At 38.0% G+C, this 22277-nt stretch carries 16 protein-coding genes and 1 tRNA gene; 7 read left to right on the top strand and 10 right to left on the bottom strand.

What is annotated here, in order from left to right; all coding sequences use genetic code 11:
• Positions 1-7 precede the first annotated feature (7 nt).
• The 4 genes from RE474_RS13290 (at position 8) to cas1 (ending at position 3297) form a co-directional block, all read left to right on the top strand.
• The gene (locus tag RE474_RS13290) at positions 8-835 is read left to right on the top strand and encodes a COG4705 family protein (RefSeq protein ID WP_309310844.1); all 828 of its coding nucleotides are present in this window, start codon (positions 8-10) and stop codon (positions 833-835) included.
• A gap of 392 nt (positions 836-1227) precedes the next feature.
• On the top strand, positions 1228-1515 hold the full coding sequence (locus RE474_RS13285; protein ID WP_309310843.1) for a hypothetical protein: 288 nt from the start codon (positions 1228-1230) through the stop codon (positions 1513-1515).
• Complete coding sequence (locus RE474_RS13280) at positions 1505-2032, top strand: winged helix-turn-helix transcriptional regulator (protein WP_309310842.1); 528 nt, start codon at positions 1505-1507, stop codon at positions 2030-2032. Before RE474_RS13285 ends, RE474_RS13280 begins: the two co-directional genes overlap by 11 nt.
• Before the next feature lie 92 nt (positions 2033-2124).
• Complete coding sequence (gene cas1 / locus RE474_RS13275; protein WP_309310841.1) at positions 2125-3297, top strand: CRISPR-associated endonuclease Cas1; 1173 nt, start codon at positions 2125-2127, stop codon at positions 3295-3297.
• A 175-nt stretch (positions 3298-3472) separates the two neighbouring features.
• Here cas1 and RE474_RS13270 read toward each other — a convergent pair whose 3' ends face one another.
• Together RE474_RS13270 and RE474_RS13265 are read right to left on the bottom strand one after the other, a co-directional pair.
• Positions 3473-10501, bottom strand: coding sequence for a NosD domain-containing protein (locus RE474_RS13270; RefSeq protein ID WP_309310840.1), 7029 nt, complete (start codon positions 10499-10501; stop codon positions 3473-3475).
• A gap of 509 nt (positions 10502-11010) precedes the next feature.
• A tRNA-Leu gene (locus RE474_RS13265) sits at positions 11011-11094 on the bottom strand.
• A gap of 87 nt (positions 11095-11181) precedes the next feature.
• Between RE474_RS13265 and RE474_RS13260 the strand changes: the two genes are divergently transcribed.
• Positions 11182-11949 (top strand): MBL fold metallo-hydrolase, encoded by a 768-nt coding sequence (locus RE474_RS13260; RefSeq protein WP_309310839.1) that lies wholly within the window; start codon positions 11182-11184, stop codon positions 11947-11949.
• Positions 11950-12054: 105 nt separating this feature from the next.
• Here the strand turns inward: RE474_RS13260 and RE474_RS13255 are convergent, their stop codons facing one another.
• From RE474_RS13255 to mtaA, 4 genes are all read right to left on the bottom strand, one after another.
• Entirely contained in the window at positions 12055-12597 is a 543-nt protein-coding gene (locus RE474_RS13255; RefSeq protein ID WP_309310838.1) for a DJ-1/PfpI/YhbO family deglycase/protease, read from the bottom strand.
• Positions 12598-12903: 306 nt separating this feature from the next.
• Positions 12904-14946, bottom strand: a complete 2043-nt coding sequence (locus RE474_RS13250; RefSeq protein WP_309310837.1) for a methyl-accepting chemotaxis protein — start codon at positions 14944-14946, stop codon at positions 12904-12906.
• 364 nt (positions 14947-15310) lie between these two features.
• Positions 15311-16222 carry an ATP-grasp domain-containing protein gene (locus tag RE474_RS13245; protein ID WP_309310836.1) on the bottom strand — a complete coding sequence of 304 codons (912 nt, stop codon included), beginning with the start codon at positions 16220-16222 and terminating at the stop codon, positions 15311-15313.
• A gap of 129 nt (positions 16223-16351) precedes the next feature.
• Positions 16352-17395, bottom strand: coding sequence for a methylcobamide:CoM methyltransferase MtaA (mtaA, locus tag RE474_RS13240; protein ID WP_309310835.1), 1044 nt, complete (start codon positions 17393-17395; stop codon positions 16352-16354).
• Positions 17396-17582: 187 nt separating this feature from the next.
• On the opposite strand from mtaA, the gene RE474_RS13235 reads away from it, so the two are divergent.
• Positions 17583-18392, top strand: coding sequence for a COG1361 family protein (locus RE474_RS13235; RefSeq protein WP_309310834.1), 810 nt, complete (start codon positions 17583-17585; stop codon positions 18390-18392).
• 8 nt (positions 18393-18400) lie between these two features.
• Positions 18401-19357 carry a DUF7490 domain-containing protein gene (locus RE474_RS13230; protein ID WP_309310833.1) on the top strand — a complete coding sequence of 319 codons (957 nt, stop codon included), beginning with the start codon at positions 18401-18403 and terminating at the stop codon, positions 19355-19357.
• A 59-nt stretch (positions 19358-19416) separates the two neighbouring features.
• On the opposite strand, the gene RE474_RS13225 is transcribed toward RE474_RS13230, so the two are convergent.
• The 4 genes from RE474_RS13225 to RE474_RS13210 all read right to left on the bottom strand — a co-directional run bounded on the left by RE474_RS13225 (position 19417) and on the right by RE474_RS13210 (position 22041).
• The gene (locus RE474_RS13225; RefSeq protein ID WP_309310832.1) at positions 19417-20022 is read right to left on the bottom strand and encodes a Maf family nucleotide pyrophosphatase; all 606 of its coding nucleotides are present in this window, start codon (positions 20020-20022) and stop codon (positions 19417-19419) included.
• Between the two features lie 87 nt (positions 20023-20109).
• Positions 20110-21201: a DUF7544 domain-containing protein gene (locus RE474_RS13220; protein ID WP_309310831.1), complete on the bottom strand. Its 1092-nt coding sequence runs from the start codon at positions 21199-21201 to the stop codon at positions 20110-20112.
• A gap of 44 nt (positions 21202-21245) precedes the next feature.
• The gene (locus tag RE474_RS13215; RefSeq protein WP_309310830.1) at positions 21246-21647 is read right to left on the bottom strand and encodes a tetratricopeptide repeat protein; all 402 of its coding nucleotides are present in this window, start codon (positions 21645-21647) and stop codon (positions 21246-21248) included.
• A gap of 76 nt (positions 21648-21723) precedes the next feature.
• A complete protein-coding gene (locus RE474_RS13210; RefSeq protein WP_309310829.1) occupies positions 21724-22041 on the bottom strand; it encodes a cobalamin B12-binding domain-containing protein in 318 nt (105 codons plus the stop codon).
• Positions 22042-22277 lie beyond the last annotated feature (236 nt).

Below are 22277 nucleotides of genomic sequence, written 5' to 3'. Positions count from 1 at the left end.
TTCGAAAATGAACCCGTATAAGGATGAGAATAACTCATCTGCTCCTTATGAAGTCGCTTCTTCTTCGTCACTAAGCCGACAGATTTTGAGCAAGGTTCCAGAAATTACAATCTTTTTCTGGATCATAAAAATCATGGCAACAACCGTTGGTGAAACAGCTGCAGACTTCCTTACATTTAATCTAAACCTAGGCTTAACTCAAACTACCATAATCATGAGCAGTTTCCTGCTTATCGCACTGTTCATCCAGTTTCGATCAAAAAGGTATGTGCCAGCAATCTACTGGCTATCTGTTGTGATGATCAGCGTTGTCGGTACATTGATCACCGATAATTTAGTGGACAACTACGGCGTCCCCCTGGAGACAACTACTATTATTTTCACCTTTGCACTAATAGTAACATTTGCACTATGGTATAAAAGTGAGAAGACATTGTCCATTCACTCCATCTACACAGCCAAGAGGGAAGCATTCTACTGGTTTGCTATTCTATTCACATTTGCTTTGGGTACTGCTGCCGGTGATTTAGTATCAGAGGGATTTGATGTGGGTTACTGGAAGTCAGCCCTTATGTTTGCTACAATGATAGGAATAGTAACCGTGGCATACTATCGCATTAATTTGAATTCAGTTACAGCCTTCTGGATAGCTTATATCCTGACACGTCCTCTCGGTGCTTCTATTGGTGACTATCTGTCGCAGCCTCTTAGTGCAGGTGGCCTTGCCCTAAGTACAATGGAGATAAGCACAGTTTTTCTCGTGACCATCCTGGGATTAGTTGTATATCTTACTAAGACGAGAAAGGATGAGTACGTTATTGTGAAAGAAGAATAGTTTGTAGGGTTTCCTTACATTCTTTTTTAAATAATATAATAGCTCATAAATTTGAGCACGTACTTACATATACCAGGATGGATGGGTAAAGCAATGAAAACAAATATGCAAGTTGGTGATAGCTATCACAAAGAGCACAATATAAGTCTGGCTGAAAATATGGTTGAATTTGTCAGCATTAATTAATGACTTGTAGTATACAATTAAATAATAGTGGATAGGTAGTGCCTAGTTGCCTGATTCTCAATATTTGTGCAAGACTCTTTATACTTGACTTCATCTATCAAATGCCGTAAGTCCTATCAATCAATAATGTTTTGTTCTGAATATCCATTATAATTTCAAAAATTTACCTTTAATACCGATTAAATAGCTGGAGGAAATTTGAGCCTATGATTTCTGAACCTGATCAACTAATTACGATTGTTTCAAGTTTGCTAGCATTAGTTCTTTTTTCAATCTCTTTTCTAGCATATGTACGAGAAAGAAGGAAGAAACTGCTTCTCTTATCTGCAGCGTTTTTTTTCTATGCAGTAATGAACTTCTTAGATGCAGGAGATATTTATTATCCCAGAGTAGGAGACTACCTTGAAGTATGGGGAAGTTTACTTAATTTTGTCGTCCTTGCATTATTTTTCCTTGCCTTGTTTACTAAAGAGAAGATTGACGATGGAAGTTGAACTAGAAACTAGGAAAAGAATCTACGAACTTATCAGGGATTCACCTGGTGTTCATCTCAGGGAGCTTACAAGGCGACTGGATATAGTAATAGGTAGCTTGCAGTATAATCTTTATTATATGGAGAAGAAGAACATGATATACTCCATTAAGGATGAAGATTATGTGCGTTATTTTGTAAAAGACAGGAAGTTCGGGAAGAATGAGAGAAATATCCTCTTTTTTTTGAGGAGAACACCCTGTAGGCATATTCTGATCAATCTTCTCCAGAATGGCACCATGAACAATAAGGAATTATCAGATGCAGTTGATCTGTCCCCGTCTACGGTTTCCTGGCACCTTAACAAGCTTGCAGGTTCAGGAATAATCACAAAAGAGAAAGTAGGAAGGGTAAGTAATTTTACCGTTGCTGATCCTGAGCTTGTTGCCGAATTGCTTATTCTCTATAAAGAGAGTTTTCTTGATAGTCTTCTTGACAGTTTCATCGATATGTGGGAACTGGATAAAAAGAAGAGGTAATGAGCCGATTAAAAGACTCATTGAAATGCATTAAGTGACTATGAATTGATTTTAAAAATAATTCCAATCATTCACCATTTGAGCTTGTAGCTATGAACCGAATATGCAAAATGTACTGCTATCACAAATATCTCAAGGCTGATGACACTGAACAATATGTATTCTCTCCAAAGAGAATGGATATTGATAGTGTTATTATCTATGGTCAGAACGGAAATCTCACACTTGATGCTATCCGATGGTTGATAAAACACAATGTCCAGATATCAATTCTCAACTGGGATGGTAAGCTATTAACTACAATGCTCCCACCTGAAAGCACTAATGTCAAGACAAGGTTTGCTCAGTACCATGCTTTTGAGGAAGAGAAAGCAAGAGTCAAAATAGCAAAGAACTTCATTGAGGCTAAGTTTGACAAATCTCAAGTAGTGCTTGATTATCTCAAACAAAGATATCTTTCAGTTGACTACGATTTTACAGAGGACTTTGAGAAACTAAAGAAAGCAAAATCCATCAAGGAAATAATGGGTGTTGAAGGTGGAGTAGCCTACAAATATTGGAACGAGTTCTCAAAAGCCATTCCTGATAAATATGATTATGAATCAAGAATTGATTCGAGCCGTAGGCCCAACGGGGCAGGGGACATGGTAAACACTATGCCTAACTATGGCTACGCTCTGCTAGAGGCAGAGGCCCTCCGGGCCATCAACGCTGTGGGGTTAGATCTCCACGTGGGTTTTTTGCATGAAATGAATACTGGCAAGAATAGTCTAGCTTACGACTTACAAGAACCTTTCAGGTTCCTTGTGGATCTCGCAGTTTTAAGTCTAATAGAAAGAGATTGCATGGAGAAGAAAGATTTCATTAGAACTGAAAGTTATTCCTTGCGCTTGAGGCCCACAGGGGCTAAGAAACTGACTGAAGAGATCAATCTATGGTTCAATAAGAGAGTTAGTTACAAAGGGAATATGACAATGTGGAGTTATGTCATGTTCCTGAAGACTAGAGAATTAGCTCAATATTTAACTGACAAAAGAAAGGACATTGATTTCATTGTCCCTCAGTATGAGACAACACGACAGGACACAAACGACATACGAAAGAAAATACTCAGTATTTCGTATTCAGACTGGAAAAAGCTAGGATTCTCTAAAGGTACTTTGCATTACATGAAGAAAAACGCGAAGGCTGATAAGCCTTTTACGCTTAATGCTCATAACAAAGAACGCTTGGATAAGTGGGAGAAACTTGTTGCAAACGGTTGATTTTGATGGAGACATGTAGTCTCCTTTGTCTCCTCATGCCAAATTTAGGAGACAATTCCAAGAGACACCGGAGACAAATGCAGACGACAGACAGGAGACACAAGAGACTATATAAAAGACAACTAAAATGGCAGGTAAACTAAGTTTACCCACACAATGTTAAAGAGATTCAAGTTTAATTAGTTTTCCTCCTTTTCAGAACAGATATAATAATTAATATTATTGCGGCTGCACCAATCACACCAAATCCAGAAATGTCTTGTGAATCTTGTTTTGCTTCTTCAGTAGACTTTTCGAGTATTTCATTATCATCAATGGGTGAATATACAATCTCTTCTCCCGTAATTGCAAACGATGAGAATGTTGGTGTATTTGCTTCAAAGAACAGATAGCTCCCATCTTCGTCTGCTTTAATACTGTTTAGTTGAGTCCATTTACCATTATTGTACAAATTCAATCTGATGGTTGTTTCATTTATTGAGTTATCAGCAATCCATGATTTATCAACTTTGAATTTAATAATTACATTATCAATAAATTCTGATGTTGAAAAATTGTCATTGCCAACACAGATATTCATATTCAGGTAAGTTTCTCCATCAGGTGAACTTGAAACCAAAAAGGATCTGCCTTTAAGAATATCCACAGTTGTTATTACATATCCAACAGTCTTCTTAGAATCAAACTCTACAGAAATCAAGCAGTCGTTCTCATCGCTGAAATCATAGATAAGATGTTTTCCTTCTGACACATATTGTTTTGAAAGCATTGTCATTTCAATATTGCTTTCCGGTTCTTCAGAATATTCAAAAATGATATTTATGCTTTCATCTTCATTATTGTCTTGTATGGTTTCATCTTTGATGTAAGTAAGCGGGAAGTAATCTGTGTTATTTTCAGTAATTTGATATTCTATATCACAAATACCATCACCATTTTCGTCTTTTGAAATCTGACTGAAACCTGTATTGTTTGGAGTTGCCCAGAAATTACCACCCAGGTACGGTCCACCGATTATATTTTCGCCTTTGACCATGGTGGTATTCCAGAAGTTATCCCCATTGATTTCGATATTCTCTATGTTATTGAAGAAGTTGTTATAGATGAGGTTACTTCCACTATTGTGAAGGACAATGCCCTCCTGGGAATTATCAGTAATTGCATTGTTGTGCATGGTATTGTTGCTAGACAAAGTAAAATAGACACCTTCTTCGTTCTCATAAAGAACACTGTTTGTCAAATGATTTTCATTTGAGTTTTCAATCAGGATGCCCTTTTCATTATTGTACACAATACAGTCATTTACCTTGTTCTTGTCAGAATATGTTAAATCTAGTCCATATCTGTTATCTGTAAAAATATTTGAATCGATGATATTACCATTTGATCCGGATATTTGCAAACCTATATCACTATTATCTGCTATTCTGTTCTCAGCAAGATTATTATCTATGGAATTGTTCAGGATGATTCCGTTTCCATTTGATTCTATGTTATTGCAGCTTATAGTACATTCCTGCACATTATCAAGATATATGCCTGCATTATTTGAGTTCGTGATGCCAAAACCTGTTATTGTTACATCATTTTTCACTAGATGGAATACAGGGTTCATGGGTTCAGCTGCTTTAACAACTGTATTTGTTGGATCAATTGACGCCGATAGTATTGTTACTGACTTATCGACGTATATATTCTCATTATATTCTCCGGGATAGACTACAATAGTACATCCATCAATCGAGGCTTCCAATGCCTCGTTTATTGAAGTATAATCTCCTCCGCCACTACTATCAACCGTTATTACCGTTTTAATATCGAATAATTCAGTATAATAATTATTCTCGAGATTTAGTTCATAAGGCGAAGGTGAAACTACAACTGTTAAATTATGTTCTCCGGTTGTAGTCGGCATGAAACTGAAATACTCAACACATGTTTCATTGACTTTTATTTCATTTAATGTGGTTTCTGATGTCTCATTGTAATCAAGGAAGAGCTTCACTGGAACAAATGCAACAGTGTTTTGACCGGAATTTTTGATTGATACTGAAACGTTGTATGTGTGATATGCCTCTAATTCTTCAGGGAAATCCACATCAATTATTTCCAGGTCAGTCATGTTCTCAGGAATTGCGATTACAGGTATTGAATACAATTTGCTGGTTGTATCGTTACCATCAAAATACTCCAGTGTTACATTCATGTAGAAAGTTTCTTTTGTGCTAACCTCAGGTATGGTTATGTTAACAGGTATTTCTCTGTAATAATCATCAGAAGATGTTCCCAGTTCCAGAGATAGCGGCAATGAAGCATTTATTCCATCAATGGTCATATCTGATGATGAATTGAAAACGACCTTGACCGTAGCATTATCTGTTGAGTAAAGATCATTGTAGAATCTTAATATTGCACTGCTAGTATTACCACTCCTTACCCCTATAATGTTCGGATATGAATCAAGATGCACATCAATATCAGGCAATGTGACGTTCTTTACATTCAGGGTGACATCTATATCCTCATAATATACTAATGTTTTATTTGGATAATATATTGTAGGGAATATTCTCAAAACTGTATGGCTGATATTTCCAAGATCTTCAGTTCCCATCATCATTCTATAGGATGGATATCCAGTAAGATTGTCCATGAGTCCGGGGACTGTACTATTTTCGATCGTTACAGCTCCGACTGGCAATGTGATGTTTTCCATTACTGTTTCATTTGAAAGTGAATAGTTAATCCCATCTATTACCTGGTTCGATGGATGGAATATGGAGATTGTCATTACCTGGGTTTTAGGTAAGCCTGAAGATGGCAACCAATCCTCTAAAATGACCTTTGAAGTGACGTTTGTCATTTCAAATGATGTAACATTCGGAAATATGAATGTCGTACCCATGAAATCAGCACTATTCGGCTTTGATGAAAAATCGATTTTGATCGTATCTGGAAGAGGATCTACGGTTATATTTGATACTGGATCATCATAACCTGTAAGATAAGGATCTCCTATGTAAAAGAGTTGATTTGCATTGAAAGTTGCTGCTTCCTGAGCTTCTTCATAACTACTTATTGCAGATCCAGCTTTACAAGCTAGCCTAGCCAGTCTAGCAGCTTTATCTCTTTTTTTAGAGAGCTCTTTGTATTTTTTATCAGTTGTACCACTATCTTTTTCATACAAACCCAACCCTTTGCCTATTAAATCAAGAGCATCCTTATAATCAAAAGCACCATTTTCTACCTTTGATTCAAAAATTGTACTTTCTGTAACAATATCATCCATCAATAGAATATAATTGATGTTGTCCGAGGCTCCTACATAGTCATATACATGTGATTCTGCTTCCAAAGTAGGAGTTACACTATAAGGAGATTTATCGGATGATGCCAAGTCAATCTCGCTGAAAACTTCAGATATAACCGAAATTGCACCATTTATAAGTGCTACCTTGCCTGGATACTTCTCATTTTGATATATTACTATTTCCGAGACGGTTTTATCTTCTGTGCTTAATTTATTAAGCGTATCTGAAAGTAAAGTATGGGCACTACTTGGTTCAAGCACATACTGCAATACTTCATTTTCTGAAATGAGGGCATGGGGTGCACATATTAGAGTTAGCGCATCAAAGTATCCTGTTACCATTTCTTTGATTAGCATTTTGCAGCTATTTGGAATTAAGGGAATTGAGTTTACTCTTTTAAGAGCTTTATCTTCTACTCCACTTATTTTTTGATAACCCAAATTTTCATTTATTGTTATAGTTTGTTTTAGCAAATAATATTTGAATGAAGTCCACGAATACTTTCCATTTCGGCCACAATATATTTCGTTCTTGACTTCTTCTTCATTCCGGGAAATTCCTGCTTTAAAGTAGAAATTTTCAGGAAAAGAGGCTTCAGCATTAAATTTGTCCAGACCTATGTGTACAGTAAGAGTACAGATTTCATATTCACGTTCGATATCAAGTCCAGGATAATAAGTATATCCTAAAGGCATCAGTGTTCCCATTTTGTAAAGAGTTTTGCTGTAATCAATTTCACTAATGTCTCCACGAATATCGGTTCCAAGTGTAGGAGATACCTGCAAAAGAGGATGATTTTCTTTAGCAATGAGTATTGCAGGATAATCTGTATCATCAGAGCCAAATTCAGATGAAGTATCATATTTGATAAGCCTATATATATGGGGAATTTCCATCAAATTTATGACAATGGGATTTAAGGCATTAAAATATTGCATAGCTCTGTAATGCTTAGCAACATATACTATGTCGTTTTCATGCCATAGGTTCTGATTATTTATCTCAGCTGCCATAGTATAACTAAGATAGGAAGCAGGGTATGCTTTGGAAGCTTTTAGATTACCAAATGAGGTTTCTGCATGCGGAAGTGCCCCCACAATTACAACTTGTTTTTTATTTGATCTAAAATTATCTATGTCACGTTCAACAGTAGCCTGTGCAACATCTTTATCGTAAATCTGTATGGTGGAATCCGGCCATTTTTTGACAATCTCATTAAGAGCTACAGTTTGCAAACATGCTAAATTGAAGAGTTTTTTATCTATTTCTACTGAAGACAGGCCTTCATCTGTCCAGTATTCGGTAACAAATTCCTGTTCAAACTCAGGACTTGCAATCACTACTGTACTTCCTGTTCCGTTTTTATCAGGAAATATCTCATAGAGACCGTCATCGTTCTCTTTAAATTCAAAAAATGTAAAGATGATAGGAGCAATTTTTTTGTATTCTTCCACTACTGTGCCACTTACATTAATATTTTGAAGTATAATTTCTATGTCACCCGATGAACCGACTTCCTGCTCAGTCTCATTTACAGAAAAATTAAGAATGTAATCATTATCAGAGCGGTTTACTTCAAAACTTGTAGTTAGTTTTGTTCCGTTTGAATCATAAACTTTTAATGAAATATTGTCAATCTCGGTACTCTTTATTGTAGAGATAGTAATTTTATAGCTTTCACCAATTTTAATAGGAAAAGTTTTCGAATCTGTGGTAGTCAAAGAAGTAGGATTAATATGTTCTCCTTCAATAGTTATTGACTGTATTGGATTTGAGGTTAATTGATAGTTTTCTGATAAATCAATTAATGCATACGGTGCGGTATCATTAACTCCATCGTTATTTTTATCAGCAGCTTTATAATTTGAATAATAATTTCCAATGTATCCTATGTATAATGAATCATTGTACAGATATCCAACTTCTTCGAGGTAATTGTATGTGTAATCTGTATCATTATTGTTGAGGAAATCATTTACACATATGATGTTATTTACACTAGCAGAAATTCTGATTCCCAGATCATTATGTGCTATGTTGTTGTAGTTTAGTGTGTTTTTGCTTGAATAAATCATCCAGATGCCGTAGTTATTGTCTGCTACGTTGTTGCCTGTCAGCGTGTTGTTACTGGAAGACTGTAGATAGATGCCATGTCCATCATTGTCTACTGCGTTGTTGCCTGTCAGCATGTTGTTACTGGAATAAACCAGATGTATGCCGTAGTTATTGTTGTGCTCCGCCGTATTGCCGTTAAGAGTGTTGTTGCCGGAAGAAACCAGATGTATGCCGTATATATCATTGTATTCTGCAGTGTTGTTTGTCAGCATGTTGTTGCCGGAAGAACTCAAATGTATGCCGTAGTCATTATTTGTTGCAGTGTTGTCTGCCAGCGTGTTGTTGCTGCAAGAAACCAGATAGATACCTATGGAATTGTTTGACAATACATTGTAACTGATATTGTTATTCTCTACATTATCGAGATATATACCTGCTTTGCCAGATCCTGTAGCTACACTCACATTAAAACCACTGACTGTAACATTGTCTGCAGTTACATGGAACACATGGCCATCCGGGTTTAGAGCCTGAACGATTGTATCATCTGGATCACCGGAAGCTGAAACGATTCTAAGTTCCTTGTTCACATCTATATTCTCAGAGTATGTTCCCGGGAATACAACGATAGTATCTTTATCACTTGCGTTATTCACAGCATCCTGAATTGAATTATAATCAGCATTATTATCATCATCGTCGTCTACAGTGATAAAATCTGTTTTTCGAAGAGGCAAATAGTCAATATTGAAACTATTGTCATAGTTATAATTTTCACCAAGATCGTATGTACAATCACAGAATCCATCATGGTTCTCATCTGTGCATGTTTGACTGATACCTTCATTTTGTGAATCTGTCCAGTAATTTCCACCTAATAAGAACCCACCTACAATATTTTCTCCATTTGTAACACTGATGTTCCAGTTATTGCTCATTTCACCAATGAGTTCAATACCAGTGGAGTTGATTATATTGTTGTAGATTAGATTATGATTACTTTCTGTAAAAATTATGTTCTTTTGATTATAGTCTATTTCATTACCTGAAAAAGTATTGAAACGGGAATTACTGAGGTCAATTCCTTTTTTATTTTTGAGAACAGTATTCTTTTCAATGTTATTTTCGTTGGACATCATAATGTAAATGCCACATTCATTCTCTGTTTCATCATTGTTTTTTATTTTATTGTTATTGGAATCGAACAAATCTAATCCATTTTTAGTATTGTTTCCAATTGTGTTGTCCGTAATTATATTGTAGTCAGAATATAACATTTCAATGCCTTGATAATTACCTTGTAAGTCATTATCTTCTATAGTACAATTAGTATCATTCAATAGGTAAATACCACTACACTCATTTTCAAAAATATAATTACCAATTATTGAAGTATTATTTGAATCCTCAACAAAAATTCCGTTCCAATTTGATCTCAATGTGGTGCCTGTTATTGTACATCCATCAACACTTTCGATATCGATCCCACATTCCTCTGAAGAATTTATTATTTCAAAACCGCTTATTCTTACGTTATCTGCTGTTATGTGGAGTACAGGTTCATTAACGTCTGCAGCCTGAATGCATGCCTCTGTACTTGCAGAGTCTGTTCGAATTATCAAAGATTTATCAATATCTATATTCTCTTTATAGGTAGCAGCATAAACAATAATTGTATCTCCATCTGATGCTTCAGCTACAGCTTCTAATATGCTTGTATGATCATAACTCGTATTTTTACCTACAGTAATTTCTGTAGCTGAAACTGTAGTGATGGAAATTGTCGAGAATATAATCACCATCATCAAAATTCTAACTATTGTTTGCTTACCAACCATTATAGACACCAAATTCAGTTCTTAATTTGACTTTGTGATGTGTTTTTATCATGATTCGTTTTCATCAAATGAGATTTAGAGGTAAGTTGTACATAGAATGGTCTCAATAAATCTCAAATCCGGATATTAGTTTGATAGCAAAATTAGATATGTACAACTATGTACATTTGTTGCAATACTAAAAATCCACCCAGCGCATTACTTCTGGAATTAAAGGATTATTTTATCCGAATTTTAAGATCTTATTTTTAAGTTATTTTAGACCATTGATAGATTATGATTTACCCTCTCCCACAAATTTATTTCATTTATGCATCAAGCAAAATATCTAAAAGTACCCACAAAAATATATACGATGTATCTACATATAAATTGTTTGTTTTTTAAAATATATGTATATTTATTATGTATAGATATTAATTAATAAAGTACCGAGATTTAAGTAAGACACAAACTTTCTAAAATTCTGAGTATCTAATATTCAGGATACCTATTACCCAAAAACCAGATGCGAGGGGAGGGATTTGAACCCTCGAAATCCTTCGATACCGGATCTTAAGTCCGGCGCCTTTGACCAGCTGGGCAACCCTCGCAGTTAGAATAGTAGTGGAATGCCGGTCATGTTGGTTTTGAACACCAGATAATAACAATTAAGTTACTTAAGTCTTATTATAGCTGGTATGGAAATAACGTTTCTTGGCACAGGTACCGGAATACCCCAGGACGGGAGAGTACAGTCAGGAGTACTTCTGGATACAGAGAAAAATCTCCTGCTTTTTGATTGCGGCTGCGGGGTTCTTGGAAGGATTTACGAGAGCAGGCACAACCATAAGGATATTGATGCCATAATACTCACACATCTGCACCTGGACCACGTAGGAGATGTATTGGCACTTATCAAGGCCAACTGGCTTGTAGGAAGGACAGACATGAGGTTATACGGGCCGCAGGGCACACGGGAATGGTTTGAGAAGACACTTAACGTCTACGACTATCTCAGGGACAAATTCACAGTAGAGATAACAGAACTCTCGCCAGGAGATGAATTCGTACCACAGGGCACAGAAGGAGATTGTAACTGCACCGTCAGGTGTGCAAAGACCGTACACACCGAAAACTCCCTTGCCTATCGTGTCGAGAGCAATGGCAAAACCATGGTATACACAGGCGACACCGAGCCCTGTGAGGAAGTCATGGAACTGGCAGAGGATGCAGACGTACTCATACATGAATGCTCCTTCCCGCTCGGGTTCCCAATGACCAACCACACCACACCTGACATGCTCACCCTCATGATGGAAGAATATCCGTTAACCGCAAAAAAGCTCTATCTCACGCATCTATATCCACACATGCAGGGACGTTACAGGGAAGCAACAGACCACATAAAAAAGTACTACAAAGGCGAGGTCATAGTCGCAAAAGACCTCATGGTGGTCGAACTTTGAATTAGCATGAAAGTCACAAGTCAGACTTGTTTACAAATGAACAGATATAAGAGATAAGCCGGGTATCCGGCTTATAGTCTTTAAATAACGTAAAACTTGTAAATCTTAGAAATTTTGCAAAGCCTCAAGGACAGCCTCACCAAACTCTTCAGCACTGGCCGGGTCCCTTCCGGTGACAACATTATCTACAACAATCACGCCCTCATCCTCATAGATAGCTCCACCCTTTTCCAGTTCCTTTATTGACTCGGGGTCCTTAAACACAGTAGCCCTTTTACCCTCAAGGATACCTGCCCTCGCAAGAACAACCGGAGAAACACAAATAGCAGCAACAACCTTCTCCTGCTCAAATGCATCTGCAACCAGTTCCCTGAGATTCTTATCAGGCCACAGATACTTCCTGGAACCTGGACCACCGGATATGACTATGGCATCATAATCTGCAATGTTAACTTTATCAATTGCAACATCAGGCTTGACAGACCTGCCCAGGACACCGGATGCCTCATTGGTGGTTTTACTTGCAATGGTAATAGTTATACCTGCATCCTCAAAAACTTCTCTTGGCTCAAAGAATTCCTCATCCCTGAATCCTTCCTGTGCAACAACCATTAATATTTTTTTACTATCTAGATCTGATCCTGGCATATTATCACTTTACTATCAACTTCTCCATATTATTTTTCAATATCCGGCTCAATAATTCAGATCCAACAGGATCTTTTATTTTTATACTGACAAATAGATATTTTTCATTTCAAATACTTATATCTGACGCATTTCATACGCAGTTACGAAAAGACAGAACCATGATATAAAATAATTGCCAACCGACTTTTAAACAGGAATGTTAAATAACAACGCAATTAGAGCAGGCAATAAATACCAGTCAACATTGGTCTGAAAAAAACAAAAAAGAATTTAAAAAAGAGAGTGGGAGTGAAAGCTCACTCCTTATTCAGTCTGATATTTTGCAACAAATTGCTGCATCTCAGCAGCCATCTGTGCAAGTTCCTGTGAGCTCTTTGCAAGTTCATGCATAGATGCATTCTGCTGCTCAACTGCTGCGGAGGTTTCCTCCGTACCTGCTGCTGCCTGCTGTGAAATAGATGCTACCTCATCAACAGTTGCTGTAACTTCTTCAATGGAAGCAGACTGCTCTTCTGCTGCAGCCGCAATATTCTCTGCCATCTGAGCAACCCTGTTACTCTCCTCTACGATCTTCTGGACAGACTCAACAGTGTGAGAAAGTGAACTGACACCTTCAGTAACAGTCTTCGTACCGGATTCCATTGAAGCAACTGCTGCATGTGTTCCGTTCTGGATCTCTGCGATCAGTCCGGATATTTGTGATGCTGCTTTACCTGAATCTTCAGCAAGTTTCCTTACCTCATCTGCCACAACAGCAAAACCACGTCCGTGTTCTCCTGCCCTTGCAGCTTCAATAGCAGCGTTAAGAGCAAGCAGGTTGGTCTGGTCAGCTATACTGGTAATAAGCTGTACGATCTCACCGATCTGATTTGATTTAGCCTCAAGTTCCCTGATGACATTTGCAGAACCATTTGTAGCGTTCTGAATAGCGTCCATCTGCACAAGCATATCTCTTGACTGGTTGCCGACTTCTGTAATGAAGTCCCTTGAAGCATTTGCTGCTTCTGCTGCCAGCTGTGCATTGCTTGCAATGTCCTGTACACCAATAGTCATATCATTCATTGTTCTCGCAACATCTTCTGATCTTGCAGACTGCTCCTGTGAACCTCTTGCGATCTCATTCACAGTATCAGCGACCTGAGTGGTTGCAGCTGTTGTTTCCTCTATTGCTGCAGACATTTCTTGTGCGGTTGCAGCAACACCATTTGCGCTCTTAGTCACTACACCAATTACATTTGTCAATGTTGCCAGAATGTCATTAAGACCCAGCGGAATTGCTGTGAAGTCGATATCTACATCAGTTTCTGCTCTGGAATTGATCCTACCTTCCATTGCATCATCAGATATCTTCTTGAAGTCTGCAACGATACCTTCAACTCCTTTAGAGATTGACCTACTAATAAGATAGCCTGCTCCTGAACCCAGTATTATGAATACAATTATAGCAGCAATAAGACCATCCCTAATTGCCCTGACAGGTGCTTCGAACTCGTCAACATATGTACCTGATGCAATTATCCAGTCATTATCAGGGTAATATGCAAAACTAATTGCCTTTTCACGACCCTGCCACATATAATTGAGCCTTCCTTCCTTTTCTGCAACCATTGTCTTTACAAAATCGTTTGAAAGAAGGTTGTCACCCTCAATACTTGGATGGATTATGACATTACCTTTGGAGTCCATTACATACATGTAACCGGTTTCACCAAAAGTAATGGTTTCCATCTGATTTTTGATAATCTGCCGGTAGTGTTCTTCAGGAGTTGCTATAGAAATGATGCCTACTGTATTTCCTGTACTATCCTTGATAGGGTCATATATAGTAAGGTATTTAGCACCAAGCACAGTTGCTTCTCCCATGTAAGTCTGTCCTCTCTGTACTACGGTTTGATAGACCTCCTGAGAAACAGCAGTTCCAACAGCACGGTTTCCGCTCTCATCTAATATGGTTGTGGAAATACGGACTGCCGAATTACCAGTTACCTGGAAGACTGTTGAGTCTGAACCTGTCTCTTCTTTGACAAGGTCAACAACTTCATTATTTCCGTTAACAACAGTGTCACCAAATACAAGCTGATTGTTTACTATCGAAGGAGTACCATAATTGTATAGTTGAAGACTTGCAACACCAATATTTGATCTGAGACTTTCCTGAGCTACGGAAAATACAGCTTCTACATATTGTTCTTCCATGGAGACCTGCTCATCAAGCCTTTCATGGAGTTGTTCTCTGATTGCAGTTGAAGTCTGCTCGTAAGCAAAGACTCCGACTGCTGTCACTGGCAAAATTGTAAGGATCAAAGCAAGCGCTATGATCTTTTTACTTATTGTAATGTTTTTCAAATTTATTTTCAAATGTACACTTCCTCAATAATATGTATATACACTATGAAATTTATATTAACAATCGTGAATAGAATTATGCACCATGTGTGCAGTTGTTGCATATATAAGATGGAGTTGTATAGTGAACATAAATATATAAATGTGTTGTGCCCGTTGCCAACCATACCAACAAAACAACATCTAATGAACTAATATATATTTTATACCTTAAAGATAAAAATATATATCCACATTAATTAAAATAAAAAATAAAAAGTATAAAAATTATGGAATAGTATATTGCCCATATTCATAACTTTCTTTTTGTACATACACAAAGTATTTTGTATACCACATATTGCAGGAGATTTGGTTTCCTTAATTAATCTTCATGTATTCCTAACCTGATTTTTATGAAACTATAGATCTCATCTGCAATATCGATATCACAACAACTTTCAATACCCTTAAAACCCGGAGATGAATTTGCCTCACAAACCCTGAAATGTTTTCCATCAAAAAGGAGATCAATACCTGCTATATCAAGACCGAAAAGTCTTGCTGTCTCTGTTGCAAGCCATTTTACTTCAGAGGTCATTGCAAATCTGGAAACCTGTCCTCCCCTGGAAAAATTGGCCTTGAAATTATTGTCACTTGAAGTCCTTTCAATACATGCAATAGGTCTTCCACCTACGACAAAGACCCTGAGATCCTTTCCATGACTGCTTTTGATAAATTCCTGAAGGATTATGTTCAATTTGGGATTGGTCACATGTATAAGTCCCATCAGGTCATTGAACTGTGATTTATTATCACAAAGAAAAATTCCTTTTCCCATAGAACCGGAAAGTGTCTTAACCACAAGAGGAAAACTGAGGTATTTTTCCACAAGCGCATCATCAATAGGATATTTTCCAAGCATTGTTCGTGGTACGGGGATATTATGACCTGCAAGTATCTGCTGGGAATAAAGTTTATCTTTTACAGTATCAATGGACTGTGCAGAGTTTACTATATACACACCAAGTTTTTCCAGGTGGCGTATAACTGCCATTCCAAAATAAGAAGTACCTGCACCCATACGCGGTAAGAGAAAATCCGGCAGAGGTACGACTTCACCATTGAGCAATATGCTTTTGCGGTCTTCCCGTGTTACCAGAAGATCGAATTGATCAGGTGCCACAACCTCAATATCAATACCTTTTTTCCCGGCAGTCTCTATAAGACGATGAATTTCATAAGCATCCGGACTCAGAGAATTCTGAGCAGTTTTGTAAAGTATCCATCCTTTCAATCAATAAAACCTCTCTAAAGGTTGCTTATACTTAGGCGTTTATAAAATAAAAACAGTATGTAAATCAGATACAAAATGGAATAGAAAAACGAAAAATAGAATGTAGGGGAGGGAATGAATAAAAGTCATTCATTCTTGCTTTGAAGCTTTCTCCTCATAATATTCATCCCTGGCAGCCACAAAAGCCTGGATGTTCCCAACAGGTGTGCGTGGAGCTATACCACAACCGGGAGCAAGTATTCCTGCCCCATCCCTGATACATTGCTTTGCTTCCTTTTTAATCTGGTCAGTTGATTTAGACAAGAGAGTAGCTGCCGGTGATACATTACCAATTAAACAGGCTCGTTCCCCAACAATACTCTTTGCGTATGCAATATCAGTTCTTTCCTCAACACTCAGACCTTCAAATCCCGATTCTGCCATGCCTTCAAGAATATCTGTGGCGTCACCACAAATATGCAAAATGCTGTGACCTTTCATTCCTGCGGTCAGTAAACGATATTCAGGAAGCACAAGTTCAGTGAAAAGTGGTGGCGGCAAAATATCAGGTCCTGCTTCGGAATCTATTATTACCACTGCATCCACTCCTTTTTCAAATAGCAGATTGGCATACTCGATACATAGTTCAGTTCCCAGTTTCATTAGACGTTGTAAAAGTTCCGGCTCTGTGATACACCAACGCAAGTAATTATTTGCACCTGACAGATAAAATGCAATTGCAGCTGGCCCTATCATTCCGGCTATAACTGGGATGTCATCTGAAACCTTACTCCTGATTAACTCTGCAGCCTGCAACATGATCTTTATTCTTCTACATTCAGACAAATTGGAAGGAAGAGAAAAGTTTGCTGCATCTTCTTTGGTCTTGCAGGGGAAATCGAGTTGATAGGGTTGTGTATCAATTGAACCTTCATCAAAAATGCAACCAAGGGTTTCAGCTATTACCGTCGTACAAAAAGGAAACCTTACAGCTTCAAGTCCGGCGATTTCATGACCGGCTATCACAAGTGTTGCCATCATCTCCGGGTCATAGTGAGCCTGCGGCCACTTTGAACCTGTAAGTTCCATAAGCTCTACGACTCCTGTTTGTGTGACTGAGCAAACAGGAACCTTATCCACTTCTTTCCCTTCTAGTGAGCGAATAAACCGTTCTTTTGCAGTAAAATCATACATATAAAAGAGACCTCTGATCGTTGCTTATCATCCGTATATGAGTGCAGAGCATAAGAAAGTAATTCCAGGATGAAAACTGGAAAAAACTGGTCAGGCTATTATTAAATAAAAAAAATCATATCAACAAAAAAAAATAACAAAGGATATTTAAACTTTTGAGTACTTTCAAATGTGAGGTAGTTATTATATGACAGAACTAGTCCGAAAGATGATCATAGCGATGTCCGTACTGGCAATGCTGCTGGTATCCGGATGTACAGACACAGTACAACCGGCCGATCCGGTCAGCCCTGACAATGTCTTTGTCAGCACCAGTCCTGTAATTATTAAAGAATTCCAGGAACAGGACATATCGCTCACAGTAACGAACAATGATACCCAGGCTATTGAATCAGTGACTGTTTCAGGTTTCATGCCATTTACAGTTACAGGAACAGGATCAGTGAACATAGCAGGTAAAGAAACAACTGCACAATCATCAGCCCTTAATGCAAAGATCACTGCACCTGCATTTGACACAGATGTTAATGACTCTGCCGTAACGATCAGTTATCTTTCAGGTATGGATGAAGAAGGTAAGCAGATCACAAAGACAAAGTCATTACCTGTTGATGTGATAATAACGCCTGATGCACAGCTCCAGTTCCTTGGATTTGTTGAGAACATGAGTTCATTACGTACAACATCATCCGAAACATGGGAACTTAAGAAAGGGGAAAATGCAACTATATCATTCTCCGTGAAGAACCATGGACAGAGCACAATACCTGCAGGTCTCCTCAGAGTTGAATTTGACGTAGACAATGAACTCATTGCTGATGATACTTCAATGGATATTAATGAAGCCATGGCCAGAAGTGGAACATCATATACCAAAGGTATCCAGATACCAGTGAAAAGCGATGCTCCAAACGGGGAAACCGATGTCTATGTTAAACTTATGTACGGCGATAATGTCGTAGATGAGCAGACACTTATACTGACAGTTAAACTGTAGGCGGTAACATGAAAGTTATGAACCTTCTGCTTTTCTTTTTCATTTTTGCTTTTTGCGTCTCAAGCGGATGCATTAATCAGAATCTGATCGAAGAGACACCACACCCGGTTATCACAAATGTAGATGTAATGTCGACACCGGACGGCGAAGAGTTCGAACTTAAAGTAACAGCTTATATGATGAACCCATTGGACACAGATACCGGTTCACTTTCCATTAAAGTGAAATCAAAGGATCCTTCTACAAATCTGATTACTGCAGAACACGAGGAAAGTGTCGGCTACCTGAAGGCCCAGGAGCAATCATACAAGACAATTTCCTTAAATGTTCCTAAAAGCGGAGAACAGCTTGTTGTCATCGAGCTTTTTGAGGATGGCAGTCTTGTAGATGATTCTTCAACCTATGTCCATCTGGTAAGTGAAGTAACCGAAAAAGTTCCAAATGTAATACTTACTGACCTTATGATCGAAACCATCCAGGCAACGAACTATGGTGAGGACATTATATTTGAAGCTTCACCGGGCCTTTACAATCAGGGAGAAAAGGCGGATAAGATTACTGTGGTTGTCACGGCAATTGTTGATGATTACACAAGATACCCGGGCAGTGCAGTTGCCTATAATCTTGGACAGAACCAGAAAACAAGAGCTACCGTGAGGATGACAGTTCCGGCAGATGAATCTTATAGTTTCTACGTGGATGTTATCGTGGACGGGGAAGTTACTTCCAGTGCAGCAACCACATCATCAATAAAACTGCATGACCTTAAACTGGAAACACCCACTACATATACCCTGGTAGCAGCGTCCTCTCCTGTGGAAGAAATGCCTACTGAGGAAGAAGAAGCAGTGGAAGAAACAACTACAAAAGATGAAGAAGAAAGTCCAGGATTTGAAACACCAGTATTCATTGTTGCGATGCTTTGTGCAATGGGAATTCTGAAGCGCTGGAAAAAAGATTGCTGATCGGAGAGATTAGCTTTCTTTACTTTTTTATTTGACAATTCAATACTCACACTATTCTGCTATTTTGTTTCGTTTCTCGTAACTTCATCCAGAACATCAATTCCAAACTTTTCAAGCATCTGCGATAACCTATAAAGCGGAAGTCCTACCACATTGAAAAAATCGCCTTCGATCCTCTCAACTAGTATTGCACCTTTTCCCTGAATTGCAAATGCACCCGCTTTCCCTTCGGTTTCTCCGGTATTGATATATTCCACGATGAAAGCATCTGACATTTTACGCATCCGGATATATGTTAGCTCATATTCTGTGACTTCTGAGCCGGTAGTCACATCCATCACAGTGATCCCTGAGATTGCCTGTATCTTTTTGCCACTCAGCTTCCGAAGTATTCTTTTGGCATTATCGTCATCGCCTGGTTTACCCAGGATTTCTCCGTCGCATACAACAACAGTGTCAGCAGAAATTATGATGCCTTCGTTCACTTTTCCTGCAACATCAATTGCTTTTTCCCTTGAATGATGCATTACCTGATCTACCGGAGCCAGATCTTCAACTGCTTTCTCGTCATAGGAACTGACAATAATTTCAAAATCGTGACCAATAAGAGTGGAAAGCAGTTCTTTTCTTCTTGGAGACGCGGAGGCAAGTATCACCTTTTTCATAGCAAAGGAAAAGCTGGCAGAGAATATCAGTTATCCGGTAAAAAAGAAAGGAAAAAAGATGGTAAGCAAAGTTAGCATCTTTGTTATTTATTCATCTGGAATCATAGCTTCTTCGATCCATTGGTCTGAACCGCTGCCTGGAACACGGTAATGTTCATCGAACATTGGCATCTTGAGAGGATACCATAATTCCAGGAAACCGAGCATGTGATACTTCATGAATACAGAAAATGGCATCCTGATCATAGCCGATGCAAAGCTTAGAAGCAGTAACTCCACGACAACCACTGATATTAGCAGCGACCATAGTATAGTCCCGGGCAGTAACATATTGAGAATAAAGTATAATCCAAGGTCAATTGCTCCTAAGATCAGTAGCAGAATGACGAGTATTATCAGGCCTAAAATACCAGCTATAATGGCAACGGCAATTCCCAGAACACCTCGCCCTATCCAGTAAATGACTATTTGTTTCCAGTCAGCTCTGAATTGCCTGAAAACATTTCCGATTGCAGAGAAAAAACCTGAGCCCTGATACATGGAAACAGGAATTGCCATGTTTACGAATGAACCTATAATTCCTAAAATAATGGCAAGTACCAGAACAGCAATAATTATCACAAAGATCATACCAACTATTCCTAATGCTCCTGAAGACCCGGAGTCACCTGCGGATATCATGAATATGAAAGGTAACGACACTAAAACTAATATTAGAATAAACATCAACAACAATATCAGGCGCAGAATATAAAGTGCAAGACCTTTACCCATGTACTTTTTAAAATACTCACGTACCCTGACATCATTGCTTACAAGTGAATCCACCAGCACGAATTCCATTGTACTGCCTATATATCCTAAAATAATGGCTAACAAAAATAGCAGCATTAAAAGTAAAGCAATTACAAGAAACAATGTCGTATCTGAATATGATGAGAGATGATGAGACAAATTGCTCATAGAATCTGTAAAACTATCAGGAATCCAGGATAGATCAGGTTCTCCTCCTGAGGTATTATATCTCCCGTTTCCACCACTATTGAAACCACCTGATCCACCTATGAAAAAGACTATAATTGCAAGTTTCAACCACTTCATGATGTCAAAAGGCTCGAAAAGACAGGCTTTTGTCCTTTCTATTGCCTTGTCTATCACATCTATTACATACCAGCTCATATAAATAAATAGAAAGTGTCTGAATAAATAATTAATGATTTGAATCAGTTTAGATAAGAATCCATTACATTCCTTTTCATAGCTCCCAGTATAGTAGCTTTGAGCATAAGGAAACCATCATCATCCGGATAGTAGCTTATCGCTCTGTCAAGTATCTCCAGAGACTTTTCCGGCATCGAAGAATGTAGACATGCATCTGCAAAAATGATAAGGACCTTTTTTGAAAATGGATCTATTGAAAGGGCCTCTTCCAGTATATCAAGTCCCCTGTCAGTTTCGCCTTTAAGACAGAAAGCCAGTCCTTTCATGGAAAGGGCTTCTTCATCATCCGGTTTTTCCATAAGGATCATATCCAGGTAGAATATAGCTTCCTCATAGTTTCCATCAGCGATAAGTGTGTCTGATCTTCGTATCAGGATTTTTTCATCTATGGAAGAACTTCCCATAATAAAAAGATGGGAACTTATCAGTAATAAATATTACAGTAGGTAAAAAGAACATAAGGCAGGGTCGGAGTCTGCCTTATGCATTCATGGCAATGTTACCGAACATTTTCAGTTCAAGCTTATTCTCATTTGCACAAGATTTGAGAAGAGAAACACCTCTTTCCATAATTCTGGAGGCAGCGAATATATGTAAAAGAGGAACATCTCCTTTCTCATATCTATCTCCCATTTCTTTCATTCCCTCGATGAATCCAAGTTCTATAAGGTCGACAGGGTCCATGCCGGCATCTACTGCTTCCCTTACAGCAGATTCCGCTTCGTTGCTGTCAAAATTAAGAATGGATTCCCGTGCTTTTTGAAGTATTTTCCGAAACAATGGTTTTTCTGATTCCATATAGACAGTCCTTTTTAAATGATTTAATCCCTCGTCCAAAGGAGATTTATATGCATTTAATTGACATCTGTTGCCATGATATTTGGATGATATCCAATTTACTTGTTTTAAGACAACTAAATTTGACTACAACCACATTATATATAAATGTCACGCCATGGCCTAATGTTTGATAGCATACACGATAACATATGAGATGGTTCATCACTTAATCTCACTTTTCCATCAGCATATTT

The sequence above is a fragment of the Methanolobus sediminis genome, assembly GCF_031312595.1.
GTDB classification, from domain to species: Archaea; Halobacteriota; Methanosarcinia; order Methanosarcinales; family Methanosarcinaceae; genus Methanolobus; species Methanolobus sediminis.
This window is presented reverse-complemented; position numbering and strand designations above follow the sequence as displayed.

Bases quoted from the DNA above. Each gene is read 5' to 3' on its own strand.
- RE474_RS13210 (WP_309310829.1), bottom strand. From the start codon at position 22,041: ATGGAATCAGAAAAACCATTGTTTCGGAAAATACTTCAAAAAGCACGG.
- RE474_RS13255 (WP_309310838.1), bottom strand. From the start codon at position 12,597: ATGCCAGGATCAGATCTAGATAGTAAAAAAATATTAATGGTTGTTGCA.
- RE474_RS13215 (WP_309310830.1), bottom strand. From the start codon at position 21,647: ATGGGAAGTTCTTCCATAGATGAAAAAATCCTGATACGAAGATCAGAC.
- RE474_RS13270 (WP_309310840.1), bottom strand. From the start codon at position 10,501: ATGGTTGGTAAGCAAACAATAGTTAGAATTTTGATGATGGTGATTATA.
- RE474_RS13235 (WP_309310834.1), top strand. From the start codon at position 17,583: ATGACAGAACTAGTCCGAAAGATGATCATAGCGATGTCCGTACTGGCA.
- cas1 (WP_309310841.1), top strand. From the start codon at position 2,125: ATGAACCGAATATGCAAAATGTACTGCTATCACAAATATCTCAAGGCT.
- RE474_RS13225 (WP_309310832.1), bottom strand. From the start codon at position 20,022: ATGAAAAAGGTGATACTTGCCTCCGCGTCTCCAAGAAGAAAAGAACTG.
- RE474_RS13230 (WP_309310833.1), top strand. From the start codon at position 18,401: ATGAAAGTTATGAACCTTCTGCTTTTCTTTTTCATTTTTGCTTTTTGC.
- mtaA (WP_309310835.1), bottom strand. From the start codon at position 17,395: ATGTATGATTTTACTGCAAAAGAACGGTTTATTCGCTCACTAGAAGGG.
- RE474_RS13220 (WP_309310831.1), bottom strand. From the start codon at position 21,201: ATGAGCTGGTATGTAATAGATGTGATAGACAAGGCAATAGAAAGGACA.
- RE474_RS13260 (WP_309310839.1), top strand. From the start codon at position 11,182: ATGGAAATAACGTTTCTTGGCACAGGTACCGGAATACCCCAGGACGGG.
- RE474_RS13285 (WP_309310843.1), top strand. From the start codon at position 1,228: ATGATTTCTGAACCTGATCAACTAATTACGATTGTTTCAAGTTTGCTA.
- RE474_RS13280 (WP_309310842.1), top strand. From the start codon at position 1,505: ATGGAAGTTGAACTAGAAACTAGGAAAAGAATCTACGAACTTATCAGG.
- RE474_RS13290 (WP_309310844.1), top strand. From the start codon at position 8: ATGAACCCGTATAAGGATGAGAATAACTCATCTGCTCCTTATGAAGTC.